The 21,612-nt window shown below is 33.2% G+C and carries 16 protein-coding genes; 13 read left to right on the top strand and 3 right to left on the bottom strand.

The genetic code is table 11. From position 1 onward, the window contains the following. The first annotated feature begins 6 nt into the window (after nt 1-6). Nucleotides 7-3,495, top strand: coding sequence for a BspA family leucine-rich repeat surface protein (locus WAF17_RS03325; protein WP_338766210.1), 3,489 nt, complete (start codon nt 7-9; stop codon nt 3,493-3,495). 91 nt (nt 3,496-3,586) lie between these two features. On the opposite strand, the gene pyk is transcribed toward WAF17_RS03325, so the two are convergent. Continuing rightward, complete coding sequence (gene pyk / locus WAF17_RS03330; RefSeq protein ID WP_338766213.1) at nt 3,587-5,020, bottom strand: pyruvate kinase; 1,434 nt, start codon at nt 5,018-5,020, stop codon at nt 3,587-3,589. A 185-nt stretch (nt 5,021-5,205) separates the two neighbouring features. On the opposite strand from pyk, the gene WAF17_RS03335 reads away from it, so the two are divergent. Beyond that, a complete protein-coding gene (locus WAF17_RS03335) occupies nt 5,206-5,958 on the top strand; it encodes a geranylgeranylglyceryl/heptaprenylglyceryl phosphate synthase (protein WP_338766215.1) in 753 nt (250 codons plus the stop codon). A 30-nt stretch (nt 5,959-5,988) separates the two neighbouring features. After that, nucleotides 5,989-6,159 carry a hypothetical protein gene (locus WAF17_RS03340; protein WP_338766217.1) on the top strand — a complete coding sequence of 57 codons (171 nt, stop codon included), beginning with the start codon at nt 5,989-5,991 and terminating at the stop codon, nt 6,157-6,159. A 38-nt stretch (nt 6,160-6,197) separates the two neighbouring features. Here the strand turns inward: WAF17_RS03340 and WAF17_RS03345 are convergent, their stop codons facing one another. Further along, entirely contained in the window at nt 6,198-6,935 is a 738-nt protein-coding gene (locus tag WAF17_RS03345) for a hypothetical protein (protein ID WP_338766220.1), read from the bottom strand. 281 nt (nt 6,936-7,216) lie between these two features. On the opposite strand from WAF17_RS03345, the gene WAF17_RS03350 reads away from it, so the two are divergent. The 3 genes from WAF17_RS03350 to WAF17_RS03360 all read left to right on the top strand — a co-directional run bounded on the left by WAF17_RS03350 (nt 7,217) and on the right by WAF17_RS03360 (nt 11,110). Further along, the gene (locus WAF17_RS03350) at nt 7,217-8,809 is read left to right on the top strand and encodes a S8 family serine peptidase (protein WP_338766222.1); all 1,593 of its coding nucleotides are present in this window, start codon (nt 7,217-7,219) and stop codon (nt 8,807-8,809) included. A gap of 278 nt (nt 8,810-9,087) precedes the next feature. Continuing rightward, nucleotides 9,088-9,666, top strand: a complete 579-nt coding sequence (locus WAF17_RS03355) for a sigma-70 family RNA polymerase sigma factor (RefSeq protein WP_338766224.1) — start codon at nt 9,088-9,090, stop codon at nt 9,664-9,666. After that, on the top strand, nt 9,647-11,110 hold the full coding sequence (locus tag WAF17_RS03360) for an outer membrane beta-barrel protein (protein WP_338766226.1): 1,464 nt from the start codon (nt 9,647-9,649) through the stop codon (nt 11,108-11,110). Before WAF17_RS03355 ends, WAF17_RS03360 begins: the two co-directional genes overlap by 20 nt. A 306-nt stretch (nt 11,111-11,416) precedes the next feature. On the opposite strand, the gene WAF17_RS03365 is transcribed toward WAF17_RS03360, so the two are convergent. Further along, the gene (locus WAF17_RS03365; RefSeq protein ID WP_338766229.1) at nt 11,417-13,840 is read right to left on the bottom strand and encodes an endonuclease MutS2; all 2,424 of its coding nucleotides are present in this window, start codon (nt 13,838-13,840) and stop codon (nt 11,417-11,419) included. A 281-nt stretch (nt 13,841-14,121) separates the two neighbouring features. Between WAF17_RS03365 and hisD the strand changes: the two genes are divergently transcribed. From hisD to hisF, 7 genes are all read left to right on the top strand, one after another. Next, on the top strand, nt 14,122-15,393 hold the full coding sequence (gene hisD / locus WAF17_RS03370; RefSeq protein WP_338766232.1) for a histidinol dehydrogenase: 1,272 nt from the start codon (nt 14,122-14,124) through the stop codon (nt 15,391-15,393). Nucleotides 15,394-15,719: 326 nt separating this feature from the next. Continuing rightward, nucleotides 15,720-17,588 (top strand): SpoIIE family protein phosphatase, encoded by a 1,869-nt coding sequence (locus WAF17_RS03375; RefSeq protein WP_338766235.1) that lies wholly within the window; start codon nt 15,720-15,722, stop codon nt 17,586-17,588. Between the two features lie 104 nt (nt 17,589-17,692). Further along, entirely contained in the window at nt 17,693-18,697 is a 1,005-nt protein-coding gene (gene dusB, locus WAF17_RS03380) for a tRNA dihydrouridine synthase DusB (protein ID WP_338766238.1), read from the top strand. Between the two features lie 30 nt (nt 18,698-18,727). Further along, complete coding sequence (locus tag WAF17_RS03385) at nt 18,728-19,213, top strand: gliding motility lipoprotein GldH (RefSeq protein WP_338766241.1); 486 nt, start codon at nt 18,728-18,730, stop codon at nt 19,211-19,213. A gap of 10 nt (nt 19,214-19,223) precedes the next feature. Further along, nucleotides 19,224-20,006, top strand: coding sequence for an Rpn family recombination-promoting nuclease/putative transposase (locus WAF17_RS03390; protein ID WP_338766244.1), 783 nt, complete (start codon nt 19,224-19,226; stop codon nt 20,004-20,006). 33 nt (nt 20,007-20,039) lie between these two features. After that, nucleotides 20,040-20,741 carry a 1-(5-phosphoribosyl)-5-[(5-phosphoribosylamino)methylideneamino]imidazole-4-carboxamide isomerase gene (gene hisA, locus WAF17_RS03395; RefSeq protein ID WP_338766247.1) on the top strand — a complete coding sequence of 234 codons (702 nt, stop codon included), beginning with the start codon at nt 20,040-20,042 and terminating at the stop codon, nt 20,739-20,741. Nucleotides 20,742-20,814: 73 nt separating this feature from the next. Continuing rightward, on the top strand, nt 20,815-21,573 hold the full coding sequence (gene hisF, locus WAF17_RS03400) for an imidazole glycerol phosphate synthase subunit HisF (protein ID WP_338766250.1): 759 nt from the start codon (nt 20,815-20,817) through the stop codon (nt 21,571-21,573). Nucleotides 21,574-21,612 lie beyond the last annotated feature (39 nt).

Raw genomic sequence — 21,612 nt, forward strand, 5'->3', positions numbered from 1 at the left:
TCTTAGATGAGAAATCTTCATTGCTCTTTACACAGCCTATTTCTATGTGCTGTTTTCTTTACTCTATACTTGTTTTCTGTAGATACAGCAGAAGCACAAGCTTTTCGTACCACTTGGGTAACCGATGACGGGACAATTACTATTCCTACAAATTCAAATAGTGGAGCATATAATTATGATATTACTTGGACAAATCTTACTAATACAGGCGTAGGTAACGGTTCTTCTACAGGACAAACAAGAAACTATACCATTTCAGGGCTTACAAATGGAGATACTTATGAGATAGCTATTACAGGAGTTTTTCCTCATTTTTATATGTATAATGATACTACTCATAGGGCAAAATTACGCACTATAGAAGAGTGGGGAAACATAGAATGGAAAAGTCTGAATAGTGCTTTTTATGGCTGCTTTAACCTTACTTATAATGCTATTGATAATCCAAATCTTATAGGAGTGAGTAGTATGAGTAGTATGTTTAGAAGTTGTACTATTTTTAATGGAAATATTGGAAGTTGGAATACAGAAACTGTAACCGATATGCATTGGATGTTTGTTGATGCCACTTCTTTCAATCAAGATATTGGAAACTGGAACACGGAAAATGTAACAAATATGAATCGCATGTTTTACAATTGTACTAACTTCAATGGAAACATTGGAAACTGGAACACGGAAAATGTAGAATCTATGTTTGAGATGTTTGGAAAAGCTACTTCTTTCAATCAAGATATTGGAAATTGGAACACGGAAAATGTAATAAATATGAGTGCCGTGTTTAAAGGAGCAACATCTTTCAATCAAAATATTGGAAACTGGAATACAAGTAATGTTATTAGTGTGAATTCGATGTTTGAAGGAGCAACATCTTTCAATCAAAATATTAGAAACTGGAATACAAGTAATGTTGCTGGTATGTATTGGACATTTAGAGGAGCAACATCTTTCAATCAAGATATCAGCAACTGGAACACGGAAGATGTAACAACTATGACTGGGATGTTTGAAAGAGCTACTTCTTTCAATCAAGATATTGGAAACTGGAATACAAGTAATGTTACCAGTATCAGGTTTATGTTTAGAGGTGCTACTTCTTTCAATCAAGATATTGGAAACTGGAATACGGAAAATGTAACAGATATGAGATGGATGTTTTTGAATGCTAGTTCTTTTAATCAGAATATTGGGAGTTGGGATATCAGTAATGTTACAGATATGACAGACATGCTTACTAGGTCAGGGCTAAACACCTCTAACTATGATGCTACACTAATAGGCTGGGCAACACAAGACGTACAACCAAATGTAGCTTTAGGAGCTACTGGTCTAACTTATTGTCGTTCTGTAGTAGCACGTAATATTCTTACCTCTGCTCCTAATAACTGGATTATTACAGGAGATATACAAAATATAAGTGTATCATTAAATAACATAACATTACCACAAAACCAATATGGCTTATGTATAAATACACAAATTACTTTAGAGACTGATGGAACAGGAACAGTTTATTGGTATGACTCTCCTACAAGTAATACACCCATTCATACAGGAAGTAATTTTACTACACCAGTTTTGAGCGCAGATTCTACTTATTTTTATGCTCAAGATTCGTCGTTAAATTGTGGAATTAGTGATAGATTGGAATTCTTAGTAACAACTTCTCAAAGTTTACAAGCCATTAGCAAAGCTAATTATACAGCTTATTTAGATAATAATGGAAATGTAGAAGTAAATGCAGCTTTGTTAGATAGCATCAGTTTTCCAGCTTGTGGAGACAGTATAGTTTCCCTTCTTTTTGATGATACAGGACTAACTACTCGTTCTTTTTCTTGTGCTGATACAAATGCAGTTAATGTAGTTTTGAGAGTTACAGATAACAATGGAAATACAGAAACTTCTCCTACAATTATTCCTGTAAAAGATACAATTCGTCCAGTTGTTTCTGTCACAGTCTTGCCAGTAATTTTTAATACTTCTAATCAAGCAACAATTTCAGCAAGGGATTTTATTACTTCTTTAAGTGATAATTGTACAGATTCAATAGATATAGAAGTTGTATTTGATGATACAGGGCTTGAAACTATTTTTTTTGATTGTGGAAATACTTCTGTAGAAAGTTTGAACTTACGTATTACAGACCAAGCAGGAAATCAAACTATCCAACCTGTTATTATAAATCCTTCTGCTACAAGCTATGACTTTAATGTAAATATTATTTCTGAGCCTTTGCGTCCTGCCATAATTTCTACAATTACAGCTCTTGTTAATAATTATTCTTGCGCTCCCAAATCTGGCGAACTCAAAGTTACTTTACCTTCAAATGTTACTTACGTTTCTTCATCTATTAATCCAAACAGAACTGTAGGAAATAATTTATTTTGGGATGTTACAGATTTGAGTTTTGATAGAAGTTTTTCCGTTAGAATACAAGTATTACCAAACGATAGCTTGAATATTGGTGATGAGGTTTGTTTTTCAGGACATATTACACCTGAAACAAATGACCTTACTCGTTTGAATAATATAAAACAATACTGTTTCCTAATCGTAAACTCTTACGACCCCAACGATAAACAAGTCTATCCACAAGGAATCTGTGATAATAAACTTACAAAACGTTCTGATTTACCTCTTACTTATACAATTCGTTTCCAAAATACAGGAAATGCCCCTGCTTTAAAAGTAAATATTGTAGATTCATTGAGCAATTTATTAGATAGAAGTTCATTGAAAATTGTGGAAAGTAGCCATACGATGGTTGTTGATACAGTAGCCAATAGTAATGTTATCAATTTCCGTTTTGATGATATTAACTTACCTGATAGCACTTCTAATCTAGAAGGCAGTCAAGGTTATGTTATTTTTGAGTTGGATGAGATTGCAGCCCATTCAGATACTTCAAGAATTGAAAATAAATCTTATATTTATTTTGACACCAATGAACCAATTATCACTAATACAGTCAAAAATACGATTGTGGATACCTTGCCAACAGCAACAATTACAATAAACAGAGAAAATTCTTTAGATAAAACAATTACCGTTTCATCTTCTGATTCTATTGTTTCAGTAGTTTGGTTTAAAGATGGAAGTGAAGTTGCTGGTTTTTCAAATCAGAGAACGATTCAACCAACTGAAAGTGGAAATTACAAAGCAAAAGTAGTTTATGAAACAGGCTGTGAATTTGAAACAGAAGAAAAGACTTTTACTTTTGACATACAAACTGGAATTGAAGAAGAATCTGCAAAAGTATTTTCTATCTATCCAAACCCAAATAATGGTTCATTTAAAGTAGAATTTGCAACAACTATCGACCAAAAAACAAACCTTGTTTTGGTAGATGCACTTGGTAGAACAATTTATAGCAAAGAAATTTCTATGAATCAAAAAACTACTCCTATTACACTTCCAAAAATAAGTGCAGGGGTTTATGTAGTTCAAATTGTTTCTCAAGGAAAAGTATATACAAAACAACTGGTTATTCAATAAAACTTGTAGTCTAAATAATATGCTACACAAAAAAGCCTTTACAAATTGTAAAGGCTTTTTTGTGATTTTAAAAATAAGAACTATTCTAAATCTATTCCATCTTACTCAACTTCAAAACATTAGTTCGTTGTTTTTCATCGATTGGCATACTGGCAGTATTGACAAACAAATCTCCTTTTTGAATATGTCCTTTTTCAAACAAAATCTCTTGTGTATCTTTAAAGGTTTGGTCTGTCGAAACAAATTTATCGTAATAATAACCACGAACTCCCCAAACTAAATTAAGTGTAGTGAGTAAGTTATGATTAGATGTAAAGATAAAAATACCTGCCTTCGGACGATGACTAGCCAACTGAAAAGCTGTATAACCTGATTGTGTCATCGAAATGAGTGCTTTTGCATGAACATTTTGAGCCAACCTACAAGCTGTCGTAATTACACTCTTACTTGTATAATCATTCATTGAAGTAGGAATTGGATAATATTGATGATAAATTGATTCTACATTTACTTCAATCGAACTAATCGTTTTTACCATACTTTTAATTACCTCAACTGGATATTTTCCAACAGCCGTTTCCCCACTAAGCATAAGGGCATCTGCTCCGTCCATCACTGCATTAGCTACATCATTTGTTTCTGCACGAGTAGGACGAGGATTTTCTATCATTGATTCCATCATCTGCGTAGCAATAATAACAGGTTTTGCAGCTTCATTACACTTTCTAACGATTCGTTTCTGAACTACTGGTACTTCTTCAGCATTAATTTCTACTCCCAAATCTCCACGAGCTACCATTAGTGCATCAGCTTCTTCGATAATACTATCAATATTTGCAACTGCTTCTGGGCGTTCGATTTTCGCAACTGTTCTCATTTTGCTGTCATGTTTTGTAATAATTTCTTTCAAACGAATCATATCACTAGCATTACGAACAAAAGAAAGAGCTACCCATTCTACATCATTTTCAATTCCAAACATAACATCTTTCAAATCTTTTTCTGTCATAGACGGCGCAGAAACCTGTGTATTAGGAAGGTTAATTCCTTTTCGTGGCTTTAGAGTTCCTCCTACAATTACTTTTGCAATAACATCATTTTGGTCTTTTTCAGAAACAACAAGCTCTAGCTTTCCATCGTCCATCAAAATAGGCTCTCCAACTTTTACATCTCTAACAAAATCTTCGTAAGCACAACTAATTCGTTCTTTTGTTCCCATTACACCCTCATCAGTCGTAATTCTAATTTTTGCTCCTTTTACAAGCTCAAGTTCTCCTCCTTCAATGTCTCCTACACGAATTTTAGGCCCTTGTAAATCTTGAAGAATACAAACATTAAACTCAAACTTATGATTAAGCTCTCTAATTATGTCTAATACTTTTTTGTGATCGTCGTAAGTGCCATGTGAAAAGTTGAGACGAAAAACATCTACTCCTGCTACCATAAGCTCTAAAAGCTGCTCACGAGTAGAAGTGGCTGGGCCCACAGTTGCAATTACTTTTGTTTTATTGAAGCTAAATTTCATATTTATTGTGAAGTCGGTTATGAATATGTATTTTTGTTATCTAATTACGAACTTAGTCAATTAGCAATTAATAAGTAAGTTTTAGAAATTATTTTTTTATGAAGATTTTTATAAATTGTCTTTTCAAATTAGGCAATTTACTGATTACTAGTAACTTTTACTGGTAACTGATAACTGATAACTGCATGAATGTATATCCTAAAATTTTGGAAGCTGCCTTAAAAGGTCAAAAAATGTTGGCTGTTTTGATAGACCCTGACCGTATAGACCCTAAAAAAACAGCTCTTTTAGCTGCACAAGCTGCTCATTACGGAATTTCTTTTTTTATGGTAGGAGGAAGTCTTCTGACAGAAGGCGAAGTTTCTCAAACTGTAAAACTCATAAAATCTCATGCAAAGCTACCTGTTGTTTTGTTCCCAGGGCATCATACTCATCTTGCTCCAGAGGCTGATAGTTTGTTTCTACTTTCTCTTATTTCGGGCAGAAATCCAGAATATTTAATAGGGCAACACGTTGCAGCAGCTCCACGACTCCGTAGAATGGATTTGGAAGTTATCCCGACAGGTTATATGCTTGTTTTGTGTGATAACTTGACAACTGTTTCTTATATTAGTCAGACGTTGCCAATTCCTTATGAAAAGGCAGAAGTTGCAGCCAACACAGCTCTTGCAGGAGAATACTTAGGAATGCGTTTGGCTTATTTAGACGGTGGAAGTGGTGCAGCAAAACCAATTTCTCCAAGAATGATTCGAACTGTAAAACAGAGTATAAATATCCCTTTAATAATTGGAGGAGGAGTCCGAACGCCTGAAGCATTACACATGGCTTTTGCTGCTGGTGCTGATGTGGTGGTAGTCGGAACACGCTTAGAAGAAGAACCTGCTCTAATTGCTGACTTTGCAGCCGTTTTACATCAATTCAATAAAAAGAAAAAATAACCTATCTGAAAGATAATAAATTAAAAAGCTATGGCTGATTTATCACGTATTTATGGAAAAATTCAATTTGTAGATAATTTTGCAGACTACAAAGTACAAGTTGTGGATAATTTCGCTGATATAGATGTTCAAATTGTAGATAACTTTGCAGATTCAGCAGGAAAATGGCAAATCGTCGATAACTTTCCTAAAGTAAATTAGAAGTTTTTATTTATTGGAATTGTAAGTGTTTCTTATCGTTACTTCTTTTTCACTAGTCTAATTCCTAATAATTTATCAAACCATGAATAATTATTTTCTATGCTTTGTTTGATATAGAAAACATTCACAGTAATAGACAAAACGCCAGTAAAAAAATATAGTAGTACATTATCTTCTATTTGATTCTCTAATGCCTTTATAGTAATAAATAAAAGAGCAAAAATTCCGTTCATTACCCAATAAAGCAAATTTCTACCTAATGTTTGCCAAATCGTAGCAGGAAGATTTGTTGTAATATCTATAAAATACATCTTCTGAAATGCTTTTCCGATACTTTTATTTATCAAAAGACTATCTCTAAAAGTAAATAAAAGAAAACTTATAGGGGCATAAAAATAAGCATTTGTATGAATATGCAATTTTGCATTAATGATTGCAAAGGCAAAACAAAGAACTCCTATTACAAATATGTCGATACAAAATGCCGTAGTTCGATTGTCTGTATCTGCAAAAGCAAAAGGTAGTTCAATCGGTTTTTGAAGGATCAATTTTTTAGTTCTTGGAAAGACAGGTAAGGTAGAGCGTTGGTCGCAGTGTTTATTTCCCATATAGCTCCAAGAATCTTTCAAAAAAGCAGACTTACACACGCTGCAAAAAACCACTTCATCTCCCTCTGAAAAATTATCGCCCGTAACAGGGTCATTTCTATTTTCCAATAAAAAATGTTGATGACTTTCTTCTTTAATATGATAAGAATTAACTGACCTAAAACGCATTTTGGAACAAATTATGAATGAAGTAAACTAATAACTTAGACTAAGTAATTGAGTAAAATTACTTGTAAGTTATTATTGAATGTTTCTCTAGAATAAAACCCATAACTTTAGTTATGGGATAACACTAGGGACTAGGGACACTTTCTATCGTTTTGCGACTTTTTTTCCACGATTAAAATCGTGGGTTTTGTTATATTTAATTCTGTTTAATTACCTAATTTTAATTATCTATAAGCTAAAGCCTTAATTACCCTACTATAACTATTTCTCAAATCTCTCTTATGAATATACGTAACTATCCATTTTTAGCTGCATTATCTTTTGTATTTATGCAGTTTATCTTTATTTTTTCTGTTTCTGCTCAAAATTTTTCTTCTATTCCTTCTGATAAAACAAAATATTGGGTTTTCTTTTCTCAAAAAGACACAACAGATTATGATTATACTTTTGCTGTTTCTGCCAAAACAATTGAAAACAGAAAACTACAAAAACTTCCTTTAAGGCAATATAGTGATATTTCCGTTTCTGAAAAATTTGTACAAAAAGTAGAAAACTCTGTAACTGATAAGTCAATCGTAAAATCAAAATGGCTTAATGCAATTTCTATTTATCTCAACGAAGAAGAAGCTATACGGGTTCAGAATCTTCCTTTTGTTACACACTTACAAGCCTTAACGACAAAGTGGAAGCCTTTATCTTACTCTAAAATACAAAAAAGAAAAATGGGAAAAGCTATGGAACAGCTAGAGCTTTCTATTTTAAAAAAAGAAAATCTAACAGGAAAAGGTGTTACAATTGGCGTTATTGATGCTGGTTTTTACGGAAGTGATAAAAGTAATTATTTAAAACATTTAGACACAAGTCGTGTGTTGGGAATGCGTGATTTTGTAAACCCAAAACAGAAAGACCTTTTTAGAGAAAAAGAAACTTCTGATGATTCGCATGGAGCAACAGTTCTGGAAATGATAGGAGGTTATAATGATGATAAAGATAATTCTAATCAAGTGGGAGCAGCTTCAGAAGCGCAATTTTATCTTGCCAGAACCGACCACGGCGTTACAGAAACACGTTCCGAGGAAGATTTTTGGGTTGCTGCAATGGAGTGGATGGACAGTTCAGGCGTAAAGCTTATCAATACTTCGCTAGGTTATTCCGTTGGTTTTGATGATAAAAAGGAAGACTATGATACGAAACAAATGGATGGAAAGACGAGCGTTGTCAGTAAGGCTGTAAATATGGCTTTCAATGAAAAGGGAATTTTGATTGTTGTTTCAGCAGGAAATGAAGGTTGGGACAAATGGAAAATCGTCTCTACTCCGGGGGATAGTCCGTTTGCGCTTTCTATTGGAGCAACCAATGGAGCAGGATTAAAAATGGGTTATAGTAGTATAGGAGCAGATTTTGTAGAATTTCTAAAACCAAATGTTGCTTGTTATTCACTTACAGGAACGTCTTTTTCTGCGCCAAATATCACAGGTTTCGCAGCTTGTTTGTGGCAAAAGAGTCCGAAAGCAACGAATAAGGAAATCTTTGAAGCCATAGAAAAATCAGCTTCTTTATATCCTTTTGGAAATAATTTTATAGGTTATGGAATCCCAAAGGCATCCAATGCAATCAAAATTTTGGACGGTAAAAAAATAAAAACTACAATCAAAGAAGTTGAGGAAAAAGGAAACTCTTTCAAATTTGATTTGAAGGCAGGAGAGCGTTATGTTGTTTTTCATAAGCAAGACAAGCGAATTGTAGTAGAACAAGACTCAGAAAAAGCTGCCAGTAGAAAGGATATTAAAATTACTCTCAAAAGACCTAAAGACACAAATTTCTCTACAATTTATATAGACGGCGTGGGTGGTTTTGAAATAGAATGGAAATAGAATACTTTAACACTTTTTTTGTTATAGTAGGGGCAATGCATACATTGTCCCTACACGTAAATGCTGTTTCTGAAAAATAAATTTCTAAAGCTATCAAATCCCAAACACCCTTCAAGCTCATTTTACGGACTTTTTAAAGAAGATTAATAAAAAAAATAAAAAAAATCATTTTTTTTCCTACACCTTTGCAGCACTTTCAAACTTTACTGCGTAAGGACTTTGAAAGCAACTTAAATAAATAGACTCATAACCCTGAGCGAACAATTAATTATTAATTTTTGGTGAAAGCCATAGAGCTAACAGATATTGAACTTCGCCTTATTGAAGGCTGCCGAAAAAAACACGCAAAAAGTCAAGAAATGTTATACAAGCATTTTTATGGGTATGCGATGTCGGTGTCGCTACGTTACTGTAAAAGCAAAGACGAAGCGAGTGAGGTTTTGAATGATAGCTTTATGAAAGTATTTACAAAAGTAAATCAATATGACACCAAAAAATCATTTAGAGGTTGGCTTCGAAGGATAATCATTAATACAGCCATTGATTTTTATCGTAAAAATGAAAAACATAGTAATCACTTAGATGTAGAATATGCTGATAGAGAAGAGGATTCGACAGGTAATGTTATTGACCAAATGAGTGCAGAAGAAATATATGCACTTGTACAAAAGTTACCTGATGTTTATCGGCTTACCTTTAACCTCTATGAAATTGAAGGCTATTCACATGAAGAAATTGGAGAGCAAATGGGAATACCAGCAGGAACTTCTCGTTCGAACCTATCCAGAGCAAAACAAAAATTACGCTTACTAATAAAAGAGCATTTCGGAAAAAAGTATGAAGCATATATACGATAACCAAGACGGGAATCACAAATCATCAGAAGAGCGTTTTACAGAACGGTTTAGAGAGGTTGCAAATAATTACGAACCTACTTTTCAACCTGCTGATTGGTCGGCTATGCAAACAAAATTGGCTGCTCATAATGAAAAAGACCGTAAAGCAGTAGTATTTCGTCGTTTAGCTGTCTTTGCAACTATGGGAGCTGCAGCAGTAATTTTACTTTTTGGAGGGTATCAATTTTTAGATAATTCAGCAAACAAAGTTTCAAATCAAAATATAGCTCTTGAAGAAAAAACTATACAAAATAAAACTAACCAAAACTCTACGGATGAAAAAACAACTACACAAAACGATTTAATAGAAAATTTAGCATCTAATAAGAAAAATAATTTCGATAATTACTCAGACAATAATTCAGAAAAAAACACTAAAAAATTCACTAAAACAAAATCATATTCTGATTCAAAAAGTCAGATAGAAAAAAATTCTGAAAATAGTCAGATAGCTCAAACTAATTCTGTATCAAACTCTTTGTTTAATGAAACATCAGAGACTAAAAATACTCAAATAGCTTTTAATTCTTCTTCAAACGATAATTTAGAAGAAAAAAGCGCAAAAAATAGCTTGTTGGAAAATGGTAATATAGAATCAGATAAAATGCTTAGTGCATTAAAATTAGAACAAAATAATTTTGATTTATTTGTTGATATTACGCCAAATGAAATTGCATTACCAGAGCTACAAATTGATGAAACACTTCTTGCTTCTAATAAAAATGAGGAACTGATTATAAAAAAACCAGTAGTGAGTGCTATCGGAAAATGGAGAATTGGAGCTGCTATTATGGCAATGACAAATATTTATAAGAGTAATGATAAACAAGAAATGAATTATGAAACTGGATATGGGATAATGGCTGACTATCAAGTCTCTAAAAGATTCAATGTTTCAGTTGGAGCAGTTTATACACAAAAACAAATTGCCTTAGAAGAGCCTTCAGTTATCACAGATATTACAAACCTTTATAATCCAAATCTAAATGAAGATGCTTGGGTAAAGAAAAACAAAACTCAAATAAATTGGCAATTAATAGAATTACCTATACATTTGCGATACAATGCAATTCAGACAGATCGAAATAAGTGGTTTGTATCAGCAGGTACATCAAATTATTTCTCTTTGAAAGAAAATTATGAATCAGATTACACTGTTTCATATCAAGATATTTATGACCCACGACTTACTCGCTCACAAGAAGTAGTAAGACAGAGGGAAACACAATCAGCTTTACAGCTTTTTGCAACCATTAATGTTTCTGCAGGACTTGAAACCTCCTTAGGAAAGCATTTAACGCTACAAGTTGAACCGTATTGGAAATTTCCAGTACGCTCACTTGGTTCGGAAGGGGTATTTGTTCAGACAGGTGGATTACTTACACGCATTAATTTCGCATTGTAACAAATCAACGTTACTGAATAAATATTATCACAAATTGGCAATCTTCTTTGAGGATTGTCAATTTTTTTTGCGTTAATTTGTAAGATAATGTTTCGGATTTGGAAATATAAAATTCTATTAAAGATATTGTGTTGTTCTGCAACTCCAATCGCTAATTAGTAGGATAGTGTCATATTATTATATTAGAGGGATACTCCCTTTAAATCAGTTTCTTATAATATATCAAGATAGGGTTCAACTGTAATCAAAAGTCAAACCCCAAACTTTTTCAAGTTACACACTTTATAAGGTAGTGCCTTAATCTACTTACTTCAATTCTACAAGCGTAATTCCTGCGCCACCTCTGTCTGCGTGTTCGTCTTTTATCGTCTTGACTTGCGAATACTGACGAAGTGCATCTCTAACTACTTGACGCAAAACACCTTCTCCCTTTCCGTGCAAGATTCGAAGACTTTTCTTAGAAAGCATCACAGCATCGTCCATAAAAGCTGTAACAATTGGATTTACTTCTTCTGCACGTTTGCCACGAATATCTAATTCTGGACTAAAATCTAAGACTTTGCTATGAAGTGTAGAACCCGAGTTTGAAGACTTTGTGTTTTTAGTTCCAGTAATAGAAGTTGGTAAAATGGTTTCATCTACTTTTTGCAAACGATTCATCTTTACAGTCGTTTTGAGAGAACCAATTCGAAGCAAGGCATCTTTATTTTTGATAGAAAGAACCTCAGCAACTGCCGTTTGTCCTTTTATTTGTACAAAATCGCCCTCTTTTATTTCAGAGTCTACATAACGAATCATCTCATCTTCGTTTTTAGGGGTTGATTTTTGAGTGGATTCAAATTCTACCTTATCTAATTCATTTTGCAAACCATCTAAATCTTTTCTAACTGCTTTTGTTTTCTGTTTGTCAGCTTGTTGTTCTTTGATGGCTCTGATAGTATTTTCGATGCGCTGGTTTGCATTTTGGAGTAAAGCTTGTGCTTCTTTTTTTGCTTCTTGCATGTATTTTTGCTTGTTTTTCTTCAAATCATCCTTTAAAGATTGGTTTTCTCTAAGCAATTTATCTACTTCCAAGCCTTGTTTTCGAAGGTTGGTTTGTTCTCTATCTAAATTCGAACGTTGTTTTTCTAACTGTCTCAAAAGTCTTTCTACTTCTACTTGTTCACCTCCTATTTTTGAACGAGCCGATTTGATAACATCAGAAGGCAAACCTATTTTTTTAGCAATTTCTAGTGCAAACGAACTCCCTGGTTTTCCTATTTCTAACTTAAAGAGAGGCTCTAATTTATCAACATCATAACGCATTGCTCCATTGACAATAAACTGTGATTTTTCTGCCATAAATTTCAGATTGGCATAATGCGTAGTAATTACGGCATACATTCTCTGTTTTTCAAACTCTTCTAAAATGGCTTCTGCTATCGATGCACCTACTTGTGGCTCTGTTCCTGTTCCAAATTCATCTATCAAAGCAAGGGTTCTTTTATTTCCTGCAATGAGAAATTTTTTCATATTATAAAGATGCGAACTATACGTACTCAAATCGTTATCAATGGATTGCTCATCTCCTATGTCTATAAAAAGCTGGTCAAAAATTCCAATTTTTGAGCCTTCTTGAACAGGAATCAATAAACCACTCTGATACATATATTGAAGTAAACCAACCGTTTTCAAAAGAACTGATTTACCACCTGCATTTGGTCCTGAAATAAGTAAAATTCGCTGATTTCCATCTAAAAATAAGGTATTTGGCAGAACTGTTTTTCCTTGTTTTTTATGCGATAAATATAAAAGAGGATGATACGCATTTTGCCAATCTATCAAAGCACGTTTTTCAAAATCTGGATTAATTGCATTTAATTTTACAGCAAAACGAGCTTTTGCACGAATAAAATCTACTTGAGCCAAAAATTCATACGCATATTTCAATGTATATAAATGAGGGCGTAAAAAAGTCGTCAGGTCAGTCAGAATACGCACAATCTCAAATCGCTCTTGGTGCATAAACTGTTTAATGTCATTATTCAAATCTACAATAGCTTCAGGTTCTATAAAAATAGTTTGCCCTGTTGAAGACGTATCATGAACAATTCCTTTTAGCTGTTTGCGATATTCTGTTTTGATAGGAACAACCATTCTACCTTCTCTGACTGTTGTATCAACATCAGAGCGCAAATAATCATTTTTTCGTAAACCTTCTACAATTGAAACCAGTTTTTTACGAAGTGTAACTTGCGTTCTAACAATAGCTTGACGGATTTTTTGAAGCTCTGGAGAAGCATTACTTCTCATCTGTCCTTTATCATCAATAACTCTTTCTATATCTTGAATGACTTCATAAGGAACATCTATATCTTGACACATCGATTGAAGACGTGGAAATTCTTCTTTTGGCTGCCTTCGAATCACTCTTAAAGTCTGATATAATGTATCTAAAGAACGCTTAACATCATAAAATTCAGATTCTGTTAGAAAATTATTAACAATAGAAGCCTTTGCAAGATATGCCGAAACATCAAAATAATAACTTTCAGGAGGGCTTTGTCCTGTCTCTATTAATTTCTTAAATTCTGCTGTTTGTTCTGTCAGACTAGCAATGGTTTCATAATCATTATGAAACTCCATCTTTTCTATAAGCTGTCTGCCCAAAATGCCTTGACATTCTTCTCCTAAAAGCTCACGGATTTTATCAAACCCTAATTTTGACTCTATATTTTGTGGATAAACCATGTTCAGTTATCAATTATCAGTAACCAGTTAATTTCATTTAATGAATAGATAACCCATTTTTCTTGTTTTTGATTCAAAAAGATAAAACTTTTTCAGAACTGATTGTAAATCAGGGTAAAAGCGACCTTCTTTACTTCTTATATAAAAAGAAAAAACACATAGGTTTTGAAAAAACTAACTTCATGACTACTTTTGCCTAACATTCTAATATATCAAAAGATTACTACCTTTTATTTCGGATTTAACTCCGTTTATTATCAAAACTTAGCCTTTATTTACTAATGAAAGTATATAACCAACCTGCTCGTAGTGAGTGGGAATCTATCTGTGTTCGCCCTACGTTTTCTTTAAAACAAATTGAATCTCAAGTTCAAAATGTTTTGAGTGCTATAAAAAAAGAAGGGGATAGTGCCATTCAAAAATTTACAAAAGAATTTGATAAAATAGATATAGAGAAGTTTAGAGTAACTACAAAAGAACTTCAAGAAGCTGAAAATCTTATTTCTGAACCTCTCAAGACGGCTATTAATCAAGCTTATAAAAACATTTTGGTTTTTCACCAAAGCCAACAAGAAGAAATAAAAAAAGTTGAGATTACTAAGGGAATTACCTGTTGGAGAAAAAGTGTAGGCATTGAAAAAGTGGGTTTGTATATACCAGGTGGAACAGCTCCTCTTTTTTCTACTGTTTTGATGCTCGGTATTCCTGCCAAAATTGCTGGTTGTAAGAATGTGGTTTTATGTTCTCCTCCCAATAAGGAAGGCAAAATACACCCTGCGATTCTATATGCTGCTCATCTTGTAGGAGCAACAGATATTTTCAAAATTGGAGGAATACAGGCAATTGGTGCAATGGCGTACGGAACAGAAACAGTACCGAAAGTATATAAAATTTTTGGACCTGGAAATCAATATGTAACTGTTGCCAAACAGCTTATTCAAAACGAAGGAGTTGCTATCGATATGCCCGCAGGTCCTTCTGAGGTAGCTGTTTTGGCTGATAAAAGTTGTGTTCCTAGCTTTGTCGCTGCTGATTTACTCTCTCAAGCTGAACATGGAAAAGATAGCCAAGTAATTTTGATGACAGACAGTGAAGAAACAGCAAATCAAATTAAAATAGAAACAGAAAAACAATTAGAATCACTACCTAGAAAGGAATTTGCTCAAAAATCATTGGAAAATAGCCGTTTTGTAGTCTTGAAAAATAGACAAGAAATTTTGGATATGAGTAATTTTTATGCTCCAGAACATTTGATTATTGCTTTAGAGAATTCAGAAGAAGCAGCTAATCATATCATTAACGCAGGTTCTGTGTTTTTGGGAAATTATACGCCTGAATCAGTTGGAGATTATGCTTCTGGGACAAATCATACACTTCCAACAGACGGACATGCAAGAGCATATAGTGGAGTTTCTTTAGATAGTTTTGTCAAAAAAATTACGTTTCAATCACTTACAAAAGAAGGTCTGAATCAAATCGGACAAACCGTAATTGAGATGGCAGAAGCAGAAGAATTGAAAGCTCATGCAAATGCTGTGCGTGTGAGGTTGTAATATTTTGTTTGAAGTCAAGTAATTGAGTAAAATTAAAATATAACGAAACCCACGATTTCAATCGTGGGAAAGCAGGTAAAATAAGAACAAAAATAGACTTCCTGCTATCCCATAACTAAAGTTATGGGTTTCGTTTTGAAACCAAACTTCATTATTGTCTTATAATTAAATCTGCTCAATTATTTAGTAGGGCAAGGGCATTTGTTTTTAGCCTACTTGATATAACATTTTTCTGTTTTTTTAACTGAAATAATGTTATCTTTGAATAGATGACGGTTTTATGTCATTCAATAAACCTATCCCTCCTTATTTTTTATGTTTGTGTGATGATGCAAAAATTTCTATTTCTTTTCCTTTTTTATATTTTATTGGTTTTTTCTACAAAAGCCCAATTTGTAACAAATGATGGTCAAAAACTGACGGTTGAGATGTGTTTGGAAAAGTCGGAAGAACGCAAAAATCAAGGCGATTATAGAGGGGCAAGTGATTTTCTGAATAAAGCTGCACTCATTCATTGGGATAAAAAAGAACTCCGACCAGCCATTACCTACTTTCAAAAATCATTAATTTTTAATCAAAAAGTAGATAATCAGAGTGGAATGTATGGGATTTATAGTAATCTTGCTACTATTTATGCTGATTTAGAAAAGTTTGACTCCTCTTTAGTATTCTTTCAAAAAACCTTAGAGGGGCGTAAAAAACAAGGCGTAAAAGAACCTATAATTTCGGCTCAAATAAATACGGCAGTTGTTCTTAATAATCTAAAAAGACATGATGAAGCAGCACAACAGCTTTTAGATGGACTAAGTATAGCAAAAGAAAGTTTGGATTTAGAGCAAATGAGAAGCATCTATGGAATGCTTGCCGAAACATATGAAAAAGCAGGAAATTCTGAAAAAACAAAAGAATATTTTGATTTATATCGAAATTTTCATGAAATGTCTCAACAACGAAAAATGGCTGTTGTAAGTGCAGAAGCTGACAAAGCAAGGCTACAAGCAGCTTTAGCTGAAACAGAAAAGCAAAGAGCAGAGCTAGAAATTGCCTTAAAAAACACAAAATTAAAAGAGCAAGAAAAACACATAGAAAGCAAGAATGAAGAACTAAATAAATTAGAATCTAACTTTACAAAACAAGAACTTGCTTATAAAGTTCTTCAACAAGAAACTGACTTACAAGAAGCTAAATTTGCACAAGAACAAGCCGAAAATGAACAAAAAATAGCAAAACAACGCTTATATATTGGAGCAATTGCAGGTGTTTTATTGCTTTCTTTTATTGGAATATTTTTTATTTATAGAAGTCAGCAACAAAAGAAAAGGGCAAATCTGATTTTGCAAGATAAAAATGAAGAAATTAGCTTCCAACAAGCTCAAATTTTAGAACAAAATCACGAATTGGAAATTGCAGTAAACGAAATTGAAGATAAAAACAAAGAGATTACATCAAGTATTACTTATGCCAAACGTATTCAAGAGGCAATACTTCCAAATATCATAAATATCCAGAAAGTGTTACCCGAATCTTTCGTTTATTTTCGTCCTCGTGATATTGTAAGTGGAGATTTTTACTTTTTTCATGAGATTAAAGAAGAACAAAAAATAATCTTAGCAGCCGTTGATTGTACAGGACATGGCGTACCGGGGGCATTTATGTCTATGGTAGGAAATGAGATTTTGAGTAGAATTGTAGCAGAAAATAATATTACCTCACCAGCAGAAATATTAAATCGCTTAAATAAAGGCATAACTACAGCTCTACACAAAGATGAAACAGATATTCATGACGGAATGGATTTAGCTTTAGTTTGTATAGACAAAAAAGCCAAAACACTTACTTTTGCAGGAGCTAAAAACCCTCTTTTTTATATTCAAAATAATAATTTGGAAGTAATAAAAGGAGATAAAATGCCAATTGGTGGTTCGGATAGAGAGCATAAAGGAGATTTTACAGAACACGTAATTGATACTTCTATTCCTACAACATTTTATATTTTTTCTGATGGCTTTCAAGACCAATTTGGAGGAGAACAAGGGCGCAAATTTATGGTCAAAAACTTTAGAAACTTACTTTTTGAAATTCATAAAAAAGATACAGCCGAGCAAAAACAAATCCTTTATCAAACCTTTAAAGATTGGATTGGAAATGAACACAAACCTATTGATGATGTACTTGTGATTGGAGGAAGAGTATAAGAATACTTTTTTACAGATAGAGATTTGAAGTAGTATTTTCGTAAATTTGTAGCATCAAAGTTTGCTTCAGATAAAAAAACAAGAAGATTAATATACAAAAGAATATGGTAAAGATTGGAAATGTAGAGTTAGGAGAGTTCCCACTTTTACTTGCGCCGATGGAAGATGTAAGTGACCCTCCTTTTCGTGCTGTCTGTAAAGCTTGTGGCGCAGATATGATGTACACCGAATTTATTTCAGTAGAAGGGTTGATAAGAGATGCTGATAAAAGTGTAGAAAAACTAGATATTTTTGATTATGAAAGACCAGTAGGTATTCAGATTTTTGGTGCAGAGCTAGATTCTATGCTCAAAGCTACTGAAATTGTAGAAAGAGAAAACCCAGAAGTTTTGGATATAAATTTTGGTTGTCCTGTCAAAAAAGTAGTATGCAAAGGAGCAGGAGCAGGTATTTTGAAAGATATTCCTAAAATGGAACTTCTTACAAAAGAAATTGTAAACCGTTCGAATCTTCCTGTTACTGTCAAAACTCGTTTGGGTTGGGATCACGATTCTATCCAAATTTTGGAAGTCGCAAAACGTTTGCAAGGCGTTGGTATTCAGGCACTTTCTATTCATGGACGTACTCGTAAGCAGATGTACACAGGTGAGGCTGATTGGTCGTATATTGCAGAAGTAAAAAATAGTGCTGATATTCATATTCCTATCTTTGGAAATGGCGATATTGATTCTCCTCAAAAGGCTTTGGAATACAAAAACCGTTTTGGTGTCGATGGAATTATGATAGGACGTGCTGCCATTGGCTATCCTTGGATTTTTAGAGAAATAAAACATTATTTGGCTACTGGCGAACTTTTGCCACCTCCAACACTAGAAGAACGTTTAGATATTTGCAGAAAACACTTTGTTTTTTCTTTAGAATGGAAGCAAAATGAAACGGTAGCTATCAATGAAATGAAGCGTCATTATGCAGCTTATTTTAAAGGACTAAGAGGAATCAAACAATATAGAATGAGACTTGTTCAGTCTAATAGTTCGCAAGAAGTATTTGATATTCTTAATGAAATCGAAACTGAGTATCAAGGAGTTGAATTTGCGCACGTATATTAAAATTACTAAGTATATTAAACCAAAATTATCATGAAATTTATCAAGTCTATTTTTCCAATTCTTACTTTAGCTGTTTTGTTCTTGTTTTCTTCGTGTGGTGATGGAAGGAATATTTATAGAGAACATACAGATGTAAATTCAGTAGGCTTTAAGTGGAATATGAGTGATGAGAAAACCTACAAAGTAAATGTAGAAGAAGCAGGAATGTATGATATTTCGATAGAATTACGCCACGGAATTAGTATTCCTTTCAAAAATCTAATTTTGGTTCTTACTTATGAAACTCCAGACGGAAAAGCAACAGAAGAGAAAGTAGATTTTAGATTGCGTGATGAAGGTGGACGTGCAATAGGTGAAGGCGTAGGCGATACTTATGATACAAGACAGGTTGTAATGCCTAATTTTAAACTAGAAAAAGGAACTTATACCTTCAAAATCAAACATGCTTTACCTGATAATGACCCAATAAGTCCAATTTTAGAAGTTGGTTTGGTTGTAGATAAAGTAAAAAAATAAATAATTAGATATGAAACTAATTCATTTTGATTGGGCAATAAAAAAGCTGCTTCGCCATAAAGAAAATTTTGGAATTTTGGAGGGTTTTCTGACCGAACTTCTAAAGTTTGACCTCAAAATAGAACGCATTTTAGAAAGTGAAGGTAACCAAGAAGAGCAGCGAGACAAGTTCAATAGAGTAGATATTTTGGTCAGAACAACGAAAGGAGAACTTGTCTTGGTAGAGCTTCAAAATACCCCTGAAACAGATTATTTTCAGAGAATGCTTTATGGTGTTTCTAAGCTATTAACTGAATATTTCAAATTAGGGGAGTCGTATGAAAGAATCAAAAGATTTTATTCCATCAATATTGTTTATGGTTCATTCGGACAGGGGGAAGATTATATCTATCAACACCAAGGTAGTTTTGTAGGTACTCACTCAAAAGATAATTTAGAAAATGAAAATTTCCCAAAATACTATATTCTAAAAGTTAATAATTTTGATGATGTAGTAAAAAATACTTTAGATGAATGGATTTATTTCTTGAAAAAAAGCGAAGTAAAAGATGAATTTAAGGCGAAAGGAATGGAAGAAGTAAGAGAAAAGATGTGTTATGAAAAGCTGGATAAAGACTCCAAAATTGCCTATAATCGTTTTCAAGAAAATCTTAGAATAGCAAAAAGTATAATTGAAACAGGAAGAAAAACAACTATACTAGAAATTGCAAAAGATTTTAAAAATGCTGGTATTGCTATTCATGAAATCGCAAAAAGTACAGGACTTTCAGAAGAAGAAATAAATGATTTATAAAACTCATTTAAAACAATTACTAAAACATAAAAAATGAACCTTCAACTCATTCCAGCCATTGATTTAATTGATGGCAAGTGTGTTCGTCTGACACATGGCGATTACGACACAAAAAAAATATATAATTCAGATCCTTTAGACCAAGCCAAAATATTTGAAAATAAAGGAATAAAACGCCTTCATATTGTCGACTTAGATGGTGCAAAAGCTGGTAAGCCTCAAAACCTAAAAGTATTAGAAAAAATAGCTTCTCAAACTGATTTAATTATCGATTTTGGTGGTGGAATACGTAATTCAGAAGCTGTTGAAAGTATTCTTTCAAGTGGCGCAAAAATGGTAAGTGTAGGCAGTATTGCTGTAAAAAGTCCAGAAGTCTTTGAAAATTGGCTCTCAAAGTTTGGTGGAAACTCCATTTTATTGGCTGCTGATGTTCGTGGAGAAAAACTTCTTACTGATGCGTGGAAAAACGAAAGTGAGTTTACTGTTTTTGAGTTTATTGAAAGTTGGAAACAAAAAGGACTTACGCAGTTTTTCTGTACTGATATTACAAAAGATGGTGCATTAGAAGGCTTGAATACTGATTTTTATGGAGAATTAAAGACTAAATTCCCAACTCTTACAGTAATTGCAAGTGGTGGCGTAACCAGTCAAGACGATTTAGTTTTGCTTGACAAACTAGGCGTTGATGGCGCAATTGTAGGAAAGGCTATTTATGAAAATAGAATTTCAATTTAACTATTAAATAGTTGATATAGCTTATTTGCATTTCACTAATAACTTATCACTAATAACTTATCACTATATTATTTTGCTATCCAAAAGAATAATTCCCTGTTTAGATATAAAAGACGGACAAACTGTAAAAGGCGTACAGTTTGAAGAGCTTCGTTTTGCTGGAGACCCAGTAGAATTAGGCGAAAAATATGCAAAAGAAGGGGCTGATGAACTTGTCTTCTTAGATATTACGGCTACTCATGAAAAACGAAAAACACTCAAAGAACTTGCCTTACGTATTGCCAAAAACTTAAATATTCCTTTTACTGTTGGTGGTGGCGTAAGTAGTGTTGAAGATGTTTCAGTTTTGTTAGAAGCTGGTGCAGACAAAGTTACTATCAATTCGGCTGCTGTTCTGAATCCCAAACTCATTGAAGAAACTTCCAAAAAATTTGGTAATCAATGTATTGTTATTGCGATTGATGCAAAAATTAATGATGCTGGAAAATGGGAAGTTCATACAGGAGGAGGACGAAAAAACTTGGGTATTGACCTTTATGAGTGGGCAAAAGAGGCACAAGAAAGAGGTGCAGGAGAAATTTTGTTTACTTCAATGAGCCACGACGGAACAAAGAATGGCTTTGCCAATGATGTTTATTCAAAACTTAGCACTATTTGTAGTATTCCGATTATTGCTTCTGGAGGTGCAGGAAATACACAGCATTTTGTAGATGTTTTTAATGAAGGAAAAGCTGATGCTGCACTTGCTGCTAGTATTTTTCACTTTGGAGAAATTCCTGTTCCTGTTCTGAAAAAAGAGCTCTTTGAAAAAGGAATTCATGTTAGAGTATAAGATAGATAATCTATTATGAAAAAAAGCCTATCAAACTGT

It is taken from the genome of Bernardetia sp. ABR2-2B (assembly GCF_037126435.1).
Taxonomy (GTDB): domain Bacteria; phylum Bacteroidota; class Bacteroidia; order Cytophagales; family Bernardetiaceae; genus Bernardetia.